Origin of the sequence: Sphaerotilus sulfidivorans, from assembly GCF_013426975.1 — a bacterium.
In the GTDB taxonomy this organism is placed as follows: domain Bacteria; phylum Pseudomonadota; class Gammaproteobacteria; order Burkholderiales; family Burkholderiaceae_C; genus Sphaerotilus; species Sphaerotilus sulfidivorans.
Window position 1 is genome coordinate 43547 of record NZ_JACCPY010000009.1, and the last position, 14519, is coordinate 58065.

General features: G+C 67.7%; 14 protein-coding genes. 10 read left to right on the forward strand and 4 right to left on the reverse strand.

From position 1 onward, the window contains the following. Nucleotides 1-223 precede the first annotated feature (223 nt). The gene (locus tag HZU84_RS07905; RefSeq protein WP_149503791.1) at nucleotides 224-439 is read left to right on the forward strand and encodes a hypothetical protein; all 216 of its coding nucleotides are present in this window, start codon (nucleotides 224-226) and stop codon (nucleotides 437-439) included. Between the two features lie 14 nt (nucleotides 440-453). On the opposite strand, the gene phoB is transcribed toward HZU84_RS07905, so the two are convergent. Together phoB and HZU84_RS07915 are read right to left on the reverse strand one after the other, a co-directional pair. Continuing rightward, complete coding sequence (gene phoB / locus HZU84_RS07910) at nucleotides 454-1167, reverse strand: phosphate regulon transcriptional regulator PhoB (RefSeq protein ID WP_149503792.1); 714 nt, start codon at nucleotides 1165-1167, stop codon at nucleotides 454-456. 222 nt (nucleotides 1168-1389) lie between these two features. Further along, a complete protein-coding gene (locus HZU84_RS07915; RefSeq protein WP_180692846.1) occupies nucleotides 1390-2001 on the reverse strand; it encodes a hypothetical protein in 612 nt (203 codons plus the stop codon). A 145-nt stretch (nucleotides 2002-2146) separates the two neighbouring features. Between HZU84_RS07915 and HZU84_RS07920 the strand changes: the two genes are divergently transcribed. From HZU84_RS07920 to HZU84_RS07960, 9 genes are all read left to right on the forward strand, one after another. Continuing rightward, the gene (locus tag HZU84_RS07920; protein ID WP_149503794.1) at nucleotides 2147-3970 is read left to right on the forward strand and encodes a glutamine--tRNA ligase/YqeY domain fusion protein; all 1824 of its coding nucleotides are present in this window, start codon (nucleotides 2147-2149) and stop codon (nucleotides 3968-3970) included. A gap of 56 nt (nucleotides 3971-4026) precedes the next feature. Further along, nucleotides 4027-4818, forward strand: coding sequence for an enoyl-ACP reductase FabI (gene fabI, locus HZU84_RS07925; protein WP_037484509.1), 792 nt, complete (start codon nucleotides 4027-4029; stop codon nucleotides 4816-4818). 16 nt (nucleotides 4819-4834) lie between these two features. Then, nucleotides 4835-5530 carry a response regulator transcription factor gene (locus tag HZU84_RS07930; RefSeq protein ID WP_149503795.1) on the forward strand — a complete coding sequence of 232 codons (696 nt, stop codon included), beginning with the start codon at nucleotides 4835-4837 and terminating at the stop codon, nucleotides 5528-5530. Nucleotides 5531-5566: 36 nt separating this feature from the next. Then, complete coding sequence (locus HZU84_RS07935; RefSeq protein ID WP_149503796.1) at nucleotides 5567-7063, forward strand: sensor histidine kinase; 1497 nt, start codon at nucleotides 5567-5569, stop codon at nucleotides 7061-7063. A gap of 126 nt (nucleotides 7064-7189) precedes the next feature. Then, nucleotides 7190-8458 (forward strand): ABC transporter substrate-binding protein, encoded by a 1269-nt coding sequence (locus tag HZU84_RS07940; RefSeq protein WP_375139026.1) that lies wholly within the window; start codon nucleotides 7190-7192, stop codon nucleotides 8456-8458. Nucleotides 8459-8586: 128 nt separating this feature from the next. Further along, complete coding sequence (locus HZU84_RS07945) at nucleotides 8587-9474, forward strand: carbohydrate ABC transporter permease (protein WP_149503797.1); 888 nt, start codon at nucleotides 8587-8589, stop codon at nucleotides 9472-9474. A gap of 25 nt (nucleotides 9475-9499) precedes the next feature. Further along, the gene (locus HZU84_RS07950; RefSeq protein ID WP_149503798.1) at nucleotides 9500-10348 is read left to right on the forward strand and encodes a carbohydrate ABC transporter permease; all 849 of its coding nucleotides are present in this window, start codon (nucleotides 9500-9502) and stop codon (nucleotides 10346-10348) included. Between the two features lie 20 nt (nucleotides 10349-10368). Continuing rightward, nucleotides 10369-11433: an ABC transporter ATP-binding protein gene (locus HZU84_RS07955; RefSeq protein ID WP_149503799.1), complete on the forward strand. Its 1065-nt coding sequence runs from the start codon at nucleotides 10369-10371 to the stop codon at nucleotides 11431-11433. A 133-nt stretch (nucleotides 11434-11566) separates the two neighbouring features. Next, nucleotides 11567-12538 (forward strand): glucokinase, encoded by a 972-nt coding sequence (locus HZU84_RS07960; protein WP_149503800.1) that lies wholly within the window; start codon nucleotides 11567-11569, stop codon nucleotides 12536-12538. Nucleotides 12539-12598: 60 nt separating this feature from the next. Here HZU84_RS07960 and HZU84_RS07965 read toward each other — a convergent pair whose 3' ends face one another. Next, complete coding sequence (locus tag HZU84_RS07965; protein ID WP_149503801.1) at nucleotides 12599-13837, reverse strand: hypothetical protein; 1239 nt, start codon at nucleotides 13835-13837, stop codon at nucleotides 12599-12601. Between the two features lie 20 nt (nucleotides 13838-13857). Further along, complete coding sequence (locus tag HZU84_RS07970) at nucleotides 13858-14406, reverse strand: hypothetical protein (RefSeq protein WP_149503802.1); 549 nt, start codon at nucleotides 14404-14406, stop codon at nucleotides 13858-13860. Between the last annotated feature and the right edge of the window lie 113 nt (nucleotides 14407-14519).

Genomic DNA, 14519 nt, shown 5'->3' on the forward strand with positions numbered 1-14519 from the left:
CACGCCGAGCACCTCTTGCCGAAGCGGTGATCTGACCGCTCTTCGCCCCGCTGTTACGACTGCGACCGACAGACCGACGCTATTGCACGGTCCGGTCCTGCAGGAGACTTCGCCGCTGCCTTACCTTTGCCGACATCGGGAGCACGCAGACTGGATTTCATCGGGATCCCGCCCGCGCGCACCAGAACCCGGGTCCGTACCAGCATCGTCAAGGAGTACCGTCATGCCTGCCAAGACCTGCGAAGCCCAGCACTACGAACTGCGCTTCCGCTCGCTGCACAACGAAGGCCGAGGCCTGAGCTTTCCCTGCGACGAACGCGGCGAGGTGCCGCTGGACCAGCTCAGCGAACGTGCGGTGATGAACTATCTCTATGCCCGGGCCTGCATCGGCATCGAGTACGCCTATCCGGCGATCATGCTCAGCGACCACCTCCACTGAGCGGCTGGAAGGCTTCAGGCGGCCAGGCCGCCAGCGGTCCCCGGAACGCTCGAGGTCAGGCGGTAGCCGGCGCCGCGCACCGTCTCGATCATGTCGGCGCAGCCGACCGGCTGCAGCGCGGCACGCAGCCGCTTGATGTGCACGTCGACGGTGCGCTCCTCGATGAACACATGGTCGCCCCAGACCCGGTCGAGCAGCTGCGGGCGGCCATGCACCCGCTCCGGGTAGGTCATCAGGAAGCGCAGCAGGCGGAACTCGGTCGGCCCGAGTGCCACCTCGGTCTGGCCGGCACGCACCCGACGGGTGACCGGATCGAGGCGCAGCACGCCGATCTCGACCGCGCTCTCCAGCGCTTCCGGCAGACGGCGGCGCAGCACCGAGCGGATGCGCGCCATCAGCTCGGTGGTCGAGAAGGGCTTGGCCAGATAGTCATCGGCACCGGCGTCGAGCCCCTGGACCAGGTCGCGCTCGTCGCTGCGGGCGGTCAGCATGATGATCGGCAGGTCGCGGGTGCGCGCGTCGGCACGCCAGCGCCGCGCCAGCGCCACGCCGGGCTCGCCCGGCAGCATCCAGTCGAGCACCACCAGATCCGGCAGCGAATCGCGCACCGCCTGCACCGCCTCGTCGGAAGTGGCGGCGATGCGCACCTCGTGGCCCTCGAAGCGCAGGTTCATCGACAGCAGCTCGGCGATCGCCGCTTCGTCCTCGACGACAAGAATGCGTCCCATGGTGTCATCTTCCGTGTGTTCGGAGCCGAACGCGAAAAATGCGAACGCTCCTGGATCAGCGAATGATGACGACTGTAGGCAGGCGGGATGAAGCTTTCGTGACAGAAGTCCGCTGGCGTGCCGATGTGCACGCACAGCACCGCGCAGACCTGCCGGCCTGCGCGGTGCAGAAAATCAGTTTCCTGGGAATATCGGAATCAGCCTCGGGAATCGGCGTCTGAATCAGCCGATGCGGCCATCCATGAACGCCTGCTGGAGATCCACCAGCTCGTCGAGCACCTCGACCGCAAAACCCCGACGATCCGGGCGGGAACTGATCAGCAGACTGTCGAAGTAATCCGCCACCGCATGATGGTCGCCCCAGGCCAGGGCCATGCGATTGATGATGTGCGGATGGCGCCGGGCGGTGATCACCGGGCGCACCGGCACCGGCAGCGACTGCAGCCAGCGGGTGGCAAAGACGGTCAGGCGTTCGCCGCTGGCCGGCTCGACGGGCGTGGACGGACCCGTGCGGGCAGGTTCGCAGGCTGAAGACATGAAATTTCCGGAATTCTGAGAGGTTTTTCCGGGCGATCCTGCGGATATCCGGTTCATTTGCCCGGGAATCGACGGCGAGGAAACCATCGAAAAGAAGGACTGTCTGAACATGACCGCTCCCGGTAACTGTGTGTGCTTGTGACGATTGTGCATCGTGTTACCGACAGCCGCCGGAACCGGGGATTGAAAAAGTACCGTTTCCGGCAGGGCATTTGCGAGTTTTTTCGATCCCCACGGCGCAGCAGGCCGCGCAGGCTCGCCGCAGGACCCCGCCATCCCCTGCACCGGTGAGGACATCCCGCGCGGATCGGGCGCGCCGGTCACCGCATCGGTCGCGGCCGGCGGCGCTGGCTACAATCGATCGATCCCGCAAGGGCGCCCCAGCGGCCGCCCTGCCCTGCCTCCTGCTGCCAGCCCTGCGCTGTCCTGCCTGCCTCACTTCATGAGCGACGCGAACCACACCCCCGCCGACGGCTCCGGCCCGGAACACAAGACCAGCAACTTCCTGCGCGCGATCATCGAGCGCGATCTCGAGCAGGGCAGCTACGCCAGCCGCCGCTGGGCCGGCACGCCCGGCGACGGCGCGCACCACGGCCAGGGCGAGCCCGATCCGGCGAAGATCCGCACCCGCTTCCCTCCCGAGCCCAACGGCTACCTGCACGTCGGCCACGCCAAGAGCATCTGCCTGAACTTCGGCCTGGCGCGCGACTATGGCGGCGTCTGCCACATGCGCTTCGACGACACCAATCCGGAGAAGGAGGAGAAGGAATATGTCGACTCCATCCTCGACGCGGTGCAGTGGCTGGGCTTCGGCTGGGACTCGTCCTTCGGCGGCAAGACCGAGAGCCATCTCTACTACGCCAGCGACTACTTCGACTTCATGTACCGCGCGGCCGAGGCGCTGATCCAGGCCGGCCACGCCTATGTCGACGAGCAGACGCCTGAAGCCATGCGCGCCAGCCGCGGCGACTTCACCACGCCCGGCACCGACAGCCCCTTCCGCGCCCGCTCGCCCGAAGAGAACCTCGCGCGTTTCCGCGAGATGCGCGACGGCCGGCACGCCGACGGCGCGATGGTGCTGCGCGCGAAGATCGACATGGCCTCGCCCAACATCAATCTGCGCGATCCGGCCATCTACCGCATCCGCCGCGCCACGCACCACAACACCGGCGACCGCTGGTGCATCTACCCGATGTACACCTTCGCGCACCCGATCGAGGACGCGCTGGAGAACATCACCCACTCGATCTGCACGCTCGAGTTCGAGGACCAGCGCCCGTTCTACGACTGGCTGCTCGACAAACTCGCCGAGCTGGGGCTGCTGGCCCGCCCGCTCCCTCGCCAGTACGAGTTCGCGCGCCTGAACCTGACCTATGTCATCACCAGCAAGCGCAAGCTGGCGCAGCTGGTCAACGAGGGCCATGTCAGCGGCTGGGACGACCCGCGCATGCCCACCATCGTCGGCCTGCGCCGGCGCGGCTACACGCCGGAAAGCCTCCAGCTCTTCGCCGAGCGCATCGGCGTGACCAAGGCCGACAGCTGGATCGACTACTCGACGCTGGAGATCGCGCTGCGCGACGATCTGGAGAACAAGGCGCACCGCGGCATGGCGGTGCTCGATCCGGTCAGGCTGGTGCTGACGAACTGGGACGAGGTGATGGGCGCCGGCCACCTGGAGCCCTGCTCGCTGCCAGCCCTGCCGCATGTCGCCGAGGGCCGGACGCCGCCGCCGGCGCGCGAGTTCACGATCGGCCGCGAGGTCTGGATCGAGCGCGAGGACTTCGCCGAGGTGCCGCCGAAGGGCTACAAGCGCCTGTTCCCCGGCAACAAGGTGCGCCTGAAGGGCGGCTTCGTGGTCGAGTGCACCGGCTGCGAGAAGGACGCCGACGGCCGCGTGACCACCGTGCTGGCCACCGTCGTGCCCGACACCAAGAGCGGCACGCCCGGCGCCGATGCGGTCAAGGTCAAGGCCGCGATCACCTGGGTCGGCGTGGCCGACGGCGTGGCCGCCGAGGTGCGCCTGTACGACCGCCTGTTCACCGACGCGCACCCGGACGCCGGCGGCAAGGATTTCAAGGCCAGCCTGAACCCGGACAGCTGCCGCGTCATCACCGCCTATGTCGAGCCCTCGCTGGCCCAGGCCGTGCCCGACGAGAAGTTCCAGTTCGAGCGCCACGGCTACTTCGTCGCCGACCGCCAGGACCATGCGCCGGGCCGCCCGGTCTTCAACCGCATCACCGGTCTGAAGGACAGCTGGGGCAAGTGAGAGACAATCCACGCCCTCAGCTCGTTCCTCTCAGCTCGTAACCACACGGAGAATCCATGGGTTTCCTCGCAGGCAAGCGCCTTCTGATCACCGGTCTGCTGTCGAATCGCTCGATCGCCTACGGCATCGCCAAGGCCTGCCACCGTGAAGGCGCCGAACTCGCGTTCAGCTATGTCGGCGAACGCTTCAAGGACCGCATCACCGAATTCGCCGCCGAGTTCGACTCGAAGCTCGTCTTCGAGTGCGATGTCAGCAGCGACGAGCAGATCGAGCGCGTCTTCGCCGACCTGGCGCAGGCCTGGCCGGAGGGCTTCGACGGCTTCGTGCACTCGATCGGCTTCGCGCCGCGCGAGGCCATCGCCGGCGACTTCCTCGACGGCCTGTCGCGCGAGAGCTTCCGCATCGCGCACGACATCTCGGCCTACAGCTTCCCGGCGATGGCCAAGGCGGCCTTCCCGCACCTGCGTCCGGGCAGCTCGCTGCTGACGCTGAGCTATCTGGGTGCGGTGCGCTTCGTGCCGAACTACAACACGATGGGCCTGGCCAAGGCCTCGCTGGAAGCCAGCGTGCGCTACCTGGCCGCCAACCTGGGCCCGAAGGGCATCCGGGTCAACGGCATCTCGGCCGGTCCGATCAAGACGCTGGCCGCCAGCGGCATCAAGGACTTCGGCAAGCTGCTCAACCAGTTCGCCGGCAACGCGCCGCTGCGCCGCACCGTCACCATCGAGGACGTGGGCAATGTCGCCGCCTTCATGCTGTCGGACCTGGCCGCGGGCATGACGGCCGAGATCAGCTATGTCGACGGCGGCTTCAGCCAGGTGATGATGGGCAGCACGCCCGAAGCCTGATCCCGGAGAGCCCCGCATGCGCGCCCTGCTGGCCGAAGACGATGCCATCCTCGCCGACGCGCTCGGCACCAACCTGAAGTCAGCCGGCTTCGAGGTCGAGGTCGCCGACAACGGCGCGGTGGCCGAATACCTGCTGACGAAGCAGGCCTTCGACGTCGGCATCATCGACATCGGCCTGCCGCTGGTCGACGGGCTGACGGTGGTGCAGCGGGTGCGTGCGGTCAAGCCGGGGCTGCCGCTGCTGATCCTGACCGCGCTCGACGGGCTGCACAACCGCGTCGCCGGCCTGAACGCCGGTGCCGACGACTACCTGACCAAGCCCTTCGACTTTCCCGAGCTGGAGGCGCGCATCCGCGCGGTGCTGCGCCGCAGCCAGGGTGCGGCAGCGCAGCCGGCTGCACCGGCCGGCACGGACGCGGTCAGCGTCGGCCAGCTGCAGTTCGACCGCGACGCGCGGCGCACGACCATCGCCGGCCAGCCGGTCGAGCTGTCGCCGCGCGAGTGGCTGCTGCTGGACCTGCTGCTGAGCCAGCGCCGCAAGGTGATCACCAAGGAGCAGATCGCCCAGGCCTGGTCGACCGAGGTCTCCGAGAGCGGCGGCCCCAGCTCGCTGGAGGTCTACATCCACCGCCTGCGCCGCAAGCTCGAGGGCTCGGGCGTGGGCATCCGCACCGTGCGCGGCCTGGGCTATCTGCTCGAAACCCAGGACTGACACGTCCTTGCCCGTGCGGCGACACTCGCGGTCGCCATGCCCGTCTTGCCGCAGTCCCTGCTCAACCGCCTGCCGGTCGTCTCGCCCGGCAGCCGCTCGCTGCGCCGCCATCTGCTGGCCTGGCTGCTGCTGCCGCAGCTGGTGCTGTGGCTGGCCGCGGCGGTCATCACCCACCATGTCGCGGCCCGCTATGCCGACCGCGCGATCGACCATGGCCTCTACCTGTCCTCGCGTGCGCTGGCGCGCCAGGTCAAGCCGATCGACAGCGGCCTGCTGATCGATTTCCCCCGCGCGGCGCGCGACATCATCGAGTCCGACCCGGACGACCGGGTCTACTACATGGTCAGCAGCCCGCCGGGCGAGTTCATCCTCGGCAACCACAAGCTGACGCCACCGGCCGACATCGAGGCCCTGGTGCCGGAGCGGCCCTCGTTCTACGACGCCCGCATCGACACGACCGACGGCGAGGTCACGGTGCGGGTCGCCGCCATCGTGCTGAGCTACGGCGAGCCCGGCCGCGGCCAGCGCATGATGGTGCAGGTCGCCAAGAGCCGCATCAGCCGCGAGGCGCTGGCCCGCGACCTGCTGGTCGACACCGCGCTGCCGCTGTCGCTGCTGGTGCTGGCGATGTCGGCGCTGGTCTGGGCCGGCGTGCGCACCGGGCTGGCGCCGCTGGCACGGCTGCGCGAGGCGGTCAGCGGCCGCGGCCCCGATGACCTGGCGCCGATCGAGCTGGAGTCCGCGCCCGAGGAAGTGCGCGATCTGGCCGCGGCGGTCAACACCCTGCTGGCGGCGGTGCGCGACTCGGTGGCGGCGCAGCAGCGCTTCATCGGCGATGCGGCGCACCAGCTGCGCACGCCACTGGCCGGTCTGAAGGCCCAGACCGAGCTGGCGCTGAAGGAGACCACGGATCCGGCCCTGCAGGCGCGGCTGCGGCGGGTGCACGAGAGCGCCACCCGCAGCGCCCACCTGATCAACCAGCTGATGACGCTGGCGCGCGCCGAGCCGGAATCGGTGGCGCAGATCGGGCGCAGCCGCTTCGACCTGCGCCGGCTGGTGCAGGAGCTGACCGCCGAGCTGGTGCCGCGCGCGCTGGCCGAAGGCGCCGATCTGGGCATGGACGAGCCCGAGAGCGACACCGAAGGCGAGGAGCCGCCCGCGCTGGCCATCGACGGCAATGCGCTGCTGATCCGCGAGGCGATCGCCAACCTGATCGACAACGCGATCCGCTACGCCGGGCGCCATGCCGAGATCACCGTGCGGGTCCGCGAGGACAGCGCCCGCCGCCGCGCGATCGTCGAGGTCGACGACACCGGCCCCGGCATTCCGGAGGCGCTGCACGGCGCGATCTTCGAGCGCTTCTTCCGCGGCACCCAGGAAGGGCGCGGCTGCGGCCTGGGCCTGGCGATCGTGCGCGAGATCGTCGAGCGCCATCACGGCCGGGTGCAGGTCGCCCGGCTGCATCCGCAGGGCACGCGCATGTCGGTGAGCCTGCCGCTGCCCGCGGCGATGCCGCAGGAACGCGGCACCTGAACGGCAGATATCAGGGGTTTCACCTAATGTTAATCCTTTAAAGCATCATTAATCTTCATGCCTGTCAGCGGGGACCTGTGCGTACCCTGCGCGAGACACCCACCCACCCCCTGGACTGGAGCAGACATGAAGAAGATGGAGAAGACGACGCGCTTCGCGCGCAAGATGCTGGCCGTGGCGGCCGGCCTGACCGTGGCAGGCCTGGCGCAGGCCGGCGAGGTCGAGGTGCTGCACTGGTGGACCTCCGGCGGCGAGGCCAAGGCCGCCTCGGCGCTGAAGGCCACGCTGCAGTCCAAGGGCCACAGCTGGAAGGACTTCGCGGTCGCCGGCGGCGGCGGCGATTCGGCCATGACGGTGCTGAAGTCGCGCGTGGTCTCGGGCAACGCCCCGGCCGCAGCCCAGATCAAGGGCCCGTCGCTGCAGGAATGGGCTTCTGAGGGCGTGCTGGCCAACATCGACGATGTCGCCAAGGCCGAGAAGTGGGACAGCGTGCTGCCCCCGGTCGTGGCCAACGTCATGAAGTACAAGGGCAACTACATCGCCGCGCCGGTCAACGTGCACCGCGTGAACTGGCTGTGGGCCAACCCGGAAGTGTTCAAGAAGGCCGGCGCCAAGGTGCCGACCACCTGGGACGAGTTCTTCGTCTCGGCCGAGGCGCTGAAGAAGGCCGGCATCATCCCGGTGGCGCACGGCGGCCAGCCCTGGCAGGACTTCACCACCTTCGAGAGCGTGGCGCTCGGCGTCGGCGGCACCGACTTCTACAAGAAGGCCCTGGTGCAGCTCGACCAGGCCACGCTGAAGAGCGCGACCATGGACAAGGTCCTGGAGACCTTCCGCAAGGTCAAGGGCTACACCGACAAGAACGCTCCTGGCCGCGACTGGAACCTGGCGACCGCGATGGTCATCAAGGGCGAGGCCGGCATGCAGCTGATGGGCGACTGGGCCAAGGGCGAGTTCATCGCCGCCGGCAAGGTCCCGGGCAAGGACTTCACCTGCGCCGCCGCCCCCGGCACCGCCAAGGCCTTCACCTTCAACGTCGACTCCTTCGCGATGTTCAAGCTGAAGAACGAGGCCAACGTCAAGGCGCAGAAGGATCTGGCCGCCGCGATCATGTCGACCGACTTCCAGGAAGTGTTCAACCTGAACAAGGGCTCCATTCCCGTGCGCCTGAACATGGATCTGGCCAAGTTCGACGACTGCGCCAAGCTCTCGAGCAAGGACTTCGTCGACACCGCCAAGTCGGCCTCGCTGGTGCCCTCGGTCGCGCACGGCATGGCCGTGCCGTCGGCCGCGGCCGGCGCGATCCAGGACGCGGTCAGCCAGTTCTGGAACAGCGACAAGATGTCGGTCGCCGATGCCAAGGCCAAGATCGCCTCGGCCGCGATGACGAAGTGATCCCTGCGTGATCCCCGGGCCGGCTGCGGTATCGCGACCGGCCCGTGCGCCCAGATCATGGCCGCCGTGGCGGCCATGATGCTTTCCGGACCCTGCTCCAGGGCCCGCTCCCCTGCCTCGTCACCACCATGTCCACTCCTTCCGCCGCTGCCCGGCTGGACCACTGGCTGCCGCGCCTCGTGCTGGCGCCCAGCTTCGTCCTGTCGTTCCTGTTCATCTACGGCCTGATCGCCTGGAACGGCTACCTGTCCGTCTCGGCCTCGCGCCTGCTGCCGAACTACGAGTTCGTCGGCCTGCAGCAGTACGAGATCCTGTTCCAGTCGGAACGCTGGATGGTGGCGCTGAAGAATCTGGGCATCTTCTCGGTGCTGTTCATCGGCATCGGCATGGCGCTGGGCCTGCTGCTGGCGATCCTGCTCGACCAGAAGATCCGTGCCGAAGGCCTGCTGCGCACGATCTATCTCTACCCGATGGCGCTGAGCTTCATCGTCACCGGCACCGCCTGGAAGTGGATCCTCAACCCCGGCCTGGGCCTGGAGCACCTGATGCAGCAGTGGGGCTTCGAGAACTTCCGCTTCGGCTGGCTGGTCGACCCCGACATGGCGATCTACACCGTCGTGATCGCCGGCGTCTGGCAGAGCTCGGGCTTCGTGATGGCGCTGTTCCTGGCCGGCCTGCGCGGCATCGACGACTCGATCATCAAGGCGGCGCAGATCGACGGCGCGACGCTGCCGCAGATCTACTGGCGCATCATCGTGCCGAGCATGCGCCCGGTCTTCTTCTCGACGCTGATGGTGCTGGCGCACATCGCGATCAAGAGCTTCGACCTGGTGATGGCGCTGACCGCCGGCGGCCCCGGCTTCGCCACCGACGTGCCGGCGACCTTCATGTACACCCACGCCTTCACCCGCGGCCAGATCGGCCTGGGCGCGGCCTCGGCCACCGTGATGCTGGCCACCGTCGCGGCCATCGTCGTGCCCTATCTGTACAGCGAGCTGCGCTCGCAGCGCCGCTGACCCGGCGCCGGCGGAGAGTCCCCTCATGAAAAACGTCCACCGCTTCATCATCTTCGGCCTGCTCGGCGTCTTTGCGCTGTTCTTCCTGCTGCCGTTCTACGTGATGCTCGTGACCTCGCTGAAGGACATGAGCGAGATCCGCGGCGGCAGCCTGCTGGCGCTGCCGGCCGGGCTGAACTTCGAGGCCTGGGGCAAGGCCTGGTCGAATGCCTGCACCGGCACCGACTGCAACGGCCTGCAGCCCTTCTTCTGGAACTCGATGGCGATGATCGTGCCGGCCGTGGCGATCTCCACCACGCTGGGCGCGCTCAACGGCTATGTGCTGACCAAGTGGCGCTTCAAGGGCAGCGAGCTGCTGTTCTCCTTCATGCTGTTCGGCGTGTTCATGCCGCTGCAGGTGGTGCTGCTGCCGATGTCGCAGGTGCTGGGCTGGGTCGGCCTGTCGGACTCGATCTGGGGCCTGATCACGGTGCACGTGCTGATGGGCCTGGCCTCGACCACGCTGTTCTTCCGCAACTACTACATCGGGCTGCCCGACGAGCTGATCAAGGCGGCGATGCTCGACGGTGCCGGCTTCTTCCGCATCTTCGTGCGCATCGTGCTGCCGCTGTCGACGCCCATCCTGGTCGTCACGCTGATCTGGCAGTTCACCAACATCTGGAACGACTTCCTGTTCGGCGTGGTGTTCTCCGGCGCCGATTCCAAGCCGATCACGGTGGGCCTGAACAACCTGGCCAACACCTCCAGCTCGGTCAAGGAATACAACGTGGACATGGCCGCCGCGATGATCGCCGCGCTGCCGACGCTCCTCGTCTATGTCGTCGCAGGCAAGTACTTCGTGCGCGGGCTGACCGCCGGCGCCGTCAAGGGTTAAGAAGGATTCAGGATCTCATCATGGGCGCACTTTCCATCCGCAACGTCCGCAAGACCTACAGCGGCGACATCCACATCCTCAAGGGCATCGATCTCGAGATCGAGAAGGGCGAGTTCCTGATCCTGGTGGGCCCGTCGGGCTGCGGCAAGTCGACGCTGCTGTCGATGATCGCCGGCCTCGACAGCCCCACCAGCGGCACCATCCACATCGGTGAGCGCGACGTCACCCACGAGCTGCCGAAGAACCGCGACATCGCGATGGTGTTCCAGAGCTATGCGCTCTACCCGAACATGAACGTGGCCGAGAACATCGCCTTCGGCCTGGAGATGCGCAAGGTGCCGAAGGCCGAGCGCGAGAAGGCGGTGGCCCGGGTGGCCAAGATGCTGCAGATCGAGCATCTGCTCGAGCGCAAGCCCGGCGCCCTGTCCGGCGGCCAGCGCCAGCGTGTCGCGATGGGCCGCGCGCTGGCGCGCGACCCGGCGCTGTTCCTGTTCGACGAGCCGCTGTCCAACCTCGACGCCAAGCTGCGCGTGGAGATGCGCGCCGAGATCAAGCAGCTGCACCAGCGCACCCGCACCACCACCGTCTACGTCACCCACGACCAGGTCGAGGCGATGACGCTGGGCGACCGCATCGCGGTGATGCAGGGCGGCGTGGTGCAGCAGTTCGGCACGCCCGACGACATCTACAGCCGCCCGGCCACCGTCTTCGTGGCCGAGTTCATCGGCTCGCCGGCGATGAACATGCTGCGCGGCACCGCGGCCGCCGGCGGCGTGTCGGTGAATGGCACGCTGCTGGCCACCCATGCCGAGCACCAGGCGGCAGCCCCGGCCGGCCGCAAGGTGATCTACGGCCTGCGCCCGGAAAAGATCAGCTTCGCCGCCAGCGGCCTGGCCGGCGAGATCACCATGCTGGAGCCGACCGGCCCGGAGACCTATGTGTCGGTGAAGACCGCCGCCGGCGCGCTGGTGGTTCGCCTGGCCGGCCATGTGGCCGAGCAGGTCGGCGACACGGTGCATCTGAGCTGGTCGACCGACGCGGTCCACCTGTTCGACGGCGAGACCGAGAAGCGTCTGGGCCGCTGAGCCCCCCGCCGCCGCCCGCCGGCTTGTTCTGGGCACGAAACCTGCGGCGCGCTACGATGGCGCGCCGCAGTCGTTTCCGGCCGGCGCCTGTCCTTCTTTCCCTGCCCTTCATTCCCGAGTGACGTCCCCGCAGATGAGCTCCCGTTCGCCCTATCCCCGCCTCGTGGCCGACATCGGCGGCACCAACGCCCGCTTCGGCTGGATCGCGCATGACGGCGCCGCGATCGACCGGATCCGCACCCTGCCCTGCGCCGAGCATGCGACGCTGGCCGATGCGGTGCGCGCCTATCTCGCCGGCACCGGCCTGGGGCAGCCCGGCTCGATGGCGATGGGCATCGCCAATCCGGTCACCGGCGACGAGATCCGCATGACCAACCACCACTGGGGCTTCTCGATCTCGGGCCTGCAGGCCGAGCTGGGCCTGCAGCGGCTGGTGGTGATCAACGACTTCACCGCGCTGGCGCTGGCGCTGCCCTCGCTGCAGCCGCACGAGCTGCGCCAGGTCGGCGGCGGCAGCGCCCGCCCGCAGGCCCCGATCGCGCTGATCGGCCCGGGCACCGGCCTGGGCGTGTCCGGCCTGCTGCCGGCCGGCGACCAGTGGGTCGCGCTGGCCGGCGAAGGCGGCCATGTGACGCTGGCGGCCAGCGACGCGCGCGAGGAGGCGATCATCGCGGTGCTGCGCGAGCGCTACGGCCACGCCTCGGCCGAGCGCGCGATCTGCGGCGCCGGCCTGGTGGCGCTGTACGAGGCCGTCTGCCAGCTCGACGGCGTGGCCGCGGCCGCATCGACGCCGGCCGACGTCAGCCGCCGCGCGCTCTCGGGCGAATGCGCCCGCAGCGTCGAGGCGGCCTCGCGCTTCTGCGCGCTGCTGGGCAGCGTCGCGGGCAATCTGGCGCTGACGCTGGGCGCGCTGGGCGGCGTCTACATCGGCGGCGGCATCGTGCCGCGCCTGGGCGACTTTCTCGACCGCTCGGACTTCCGCGCCCGCTTCGAGGCCAAGGGGCGCTTCCAGGCCTATCTGGCGCAGATGCCGGTCTTCGTCATCGACGCCAGCGTGTCGCCGGCGCTGCTGGGCGTGGCACGGGCTCTGGATCAGGATCTCTGATGAAAAAGAGGCCATACCTCTCGGTGTGGCCTCGTCCAGCGTGTGTGATGCGTCGCGCGCTCAGGGAGCGATGCTGGCGCTCCACTTGCCAGTCGCGGCGTTCTTCGACACCTGCACCTTGACGGTTGGCACCAGCTTGTCGGGCTGGATATAGCCCGTCACGGTGTCGCCACGGAAAGTCTTCGAGAAAATTTCCCCAGATTTCGCCGTGGCAATTTGCAGCGTCGCATAAGTTCCCGTCGGAACCTCCAGACCCTCCTGGGTCACGGAAATCTGATAGACACCCTCGACGAGCTTGCTTTCATCGCAAGTAACGTAGTAGTGCTCGGGGCCCGTTGTCGTACTGTCCTTGTCCAAGTACCCGGCATCACCCTGCAGACTTCCGCCACCGCCCTTGGCTTTCGACTCATCCGTGTAATGGACATGCTTGGAACCAGGAGCCGGTTCGATGATGTGCATGTCGAAGTCGTTTTCCACACCCGGGACTGAACTCGGAAGTGTCCACGACAGGGTGGCCGTGAAAAAGCCTCGATTGTTCTCCACATTGGTCGGTGTGATCAGTGCGGCCATCTTGGCGGACAGCTCGGAGGTATCCGAACCAGGCCGAGCTGCCAGCGACAGGCGCAGCGCGCTGCTGTCAGTCGGCGAGCCGACGCTGACGAAGCCCTTGTCTGCAAAGAGCGCACCCTGCTCGCCTTGGCTGACCAGCGTGATCTTCTGGCGTTCGGTGTAAAGCGCCTGAATGCGGGTCTTCTGCTTGTTGCCCAGGGTGGTCGAACTGGACACATCGGCCTTCATCTGGGATAGCGCGTCTGCCGTCTGCTTGGTGACTTGACCAGTGAAGGCAGCACTCAGTTCGCTGAAACGAGAATCACCTGTCTTGGTTGCCAGAGCAGCCCAGCTCGAGGTATCGCCGCCCAGAAAATCCCAGAAATACTCCCAGTACGAACTCAGCACGCCATCAAGCGACTGGCGGTAGGTGGTGGCCAGTGCCTGCAGTTGCGTGGTGTTGGCAGAGTAGAAGGTCTCATAGTGGACCACCTCGCCATTGATTGTCTCACTCGTGCCAGTAGTGTTAACCCCATGCCGAGCACGGCGCATCGCGGCGCGTTGCGCGTCTGCGTCGTCAGGCAGAGCCATCGTGCCGTTGTAGTAGGCAACGACGTAGCCACCCTCCGGATCACAAATGCCCGCGGTCGCGGCAGAACCGGTGACGTGTCCAGCCATCAGGGCCAGGCCGGCTGCGCCCGCCAGCGCGTGACGCAGGAAGTTGTGCTTGCTCTTCAGCTTGATCTTCATCGTGTCGCTCCCGGTCGATGTCAGTTGCTGCTGGTGCAGCCGGTGCCTTCGGGGGCACGCACGACGGTGTCGTTGACCGCCGCGGCATAGGCCAGATAGGCCGAGGCGCGTGCGTCGGTGTTGAGGGCCACGCGGCGCACGTCGGCCACCGCCTTGTAGCCGGCGTCGATCGAGGCGGCGCTCTGCATCACGCATTCCACCGCATCGCTGGCCGCGGTGCGGGCAGTGCGCAGCGCATCGGCGTCGGTCGTGCTGACCGTGATCGCACCCTGATAGGCCCGGGCCAGCTGGGTTGCAGCCGCGCTCATCGCGCTGGTGTAGCCCTGGCTGCCGATCCAGGTGGCGACATCGTCACGCACGCCATCGGCGTTGGCATCGGTGCCGGCAGCGGCACTGCCTCGGTCCAGCACCAGCGTCGAGCCCGACACGCCGGCCATCACCTCGGTGGTGGTCTTCGCCGTCGTTCCCGTTCCCGCGCCACCGTCGCTGCTGCCACCGCCGCCGCCACCGCCGCAACCGGCCAGCAGGCCGAGCGTCAGCAGCGCCCCCATCATCGACAACTTCTTCATGATCATCGTTTCCAAGCAGGTCACTCGATGGCCGGGAACCGATTCAGGCTCATCCAGAGAGCCTGTCCGGAGCTCACTCCCGACCGATGAGACATTCTGGAACCGGTGAAGAA

Bases quoted from the DNA above. Each gene is read 5' to 3' on its own strand.
- HZU84_RS07905 (WP_149503791.1), top strand. From the start codon at position 224: ATGCCTGCCAAGACCTGCGAAGCCCAGCACTACGAACTGCGCTTCCGC.
- phoB (WP_149503792.1), bottom strand. From the start codon at position 1,167: ATGGGACGCATTCTTGTCGTCGAGGACGAAGCGGCGATCGCCGAGCTG.
- HZU84_RS07915 (WP_180692846.1), bottom strand. From the start codon at position 2,001: ATGTCCTCACCGGTGCAGGGGATGGCGGGGTCCTGCGGCGAGCCTGCG.
- HZU84_RS07920 (WP_149503794.1), top strand. From the start codon at position 2,147: ATGAGCGACGCGAACCACACCCCCGCCGACGGCTCCGGCCCGGAACAC.
- fabI (WP_037484509.1), top strand. From the start codon at position 4,027: ATGGGTTTCCTCGCAGGCAAGCGCCTTCTGATCACCGGTCTGCTGTCG.
- HZU84_RS07930 (WP_149503795.1), top strand. From the start codon at position 4,835: ATGCGCGCCCTGCTGGCCGAAGACGATGCCATCCTCGCCGACGCGCTC.
- HZU84_RS07935 (WP_149503796.1), top strand. From the start codon at position 5,567: ATGCCCGTCTTGCCGCAGTCCCTGCTCAACCGCCTGCCGGTCGTCTCG.
- HZU84_RS07940 (WP_375139026.1), top strand. From the start codon at position 7,190: ATGAAGAAGATGGAGAAGACGACGCGCTTCGCGCGCAAGATGCTGGCC.
- HZU84_RS07945 (WP_149503797.1), top strand. From the start codon at position 8,587: ATGTCCACTCCTTCCGCCGCTGCCCGGCTGGACCACTGGCTGCCGCGC.
- HZU84_RS07950 (WP_149503798.1), top strand. From the start codon at position 9,500: ATGAAAAACGTCCACCGCTTCATCATCTTCGGCCTGCTCGGCGTCTTT.
- HZU84_RS07955 (WP_149503799.1), top strand. From the start codon at position 10,369: ATGGGCGCACTTTCCATCCGCAACGTCCGCAAGACCTACAGCGGCGAC.
- HZU84_RS07960 (WP_149503800.1), top strand. From the start codon at position 11,567: ATGAGCTCCCGTTCGCCCTATCCCCGCCTCGTGGCCGACATCGGCGGC.
- HZU84_RS07965 (WP_149503801.1), bottom strand. From the start codon at position 13,837: ATGAAGATCAAGCTGAAGAGCAAGCACAACTTCCTGCGTCACGCGCTG.
- HZU84_RS07970 (WP_149503802.1), bottom strand. From the start codon at position 14,406: ATGAAGAAGTTGTCGATGATGGGGGCGCTGCTGACGCTCGGCCTGCTG.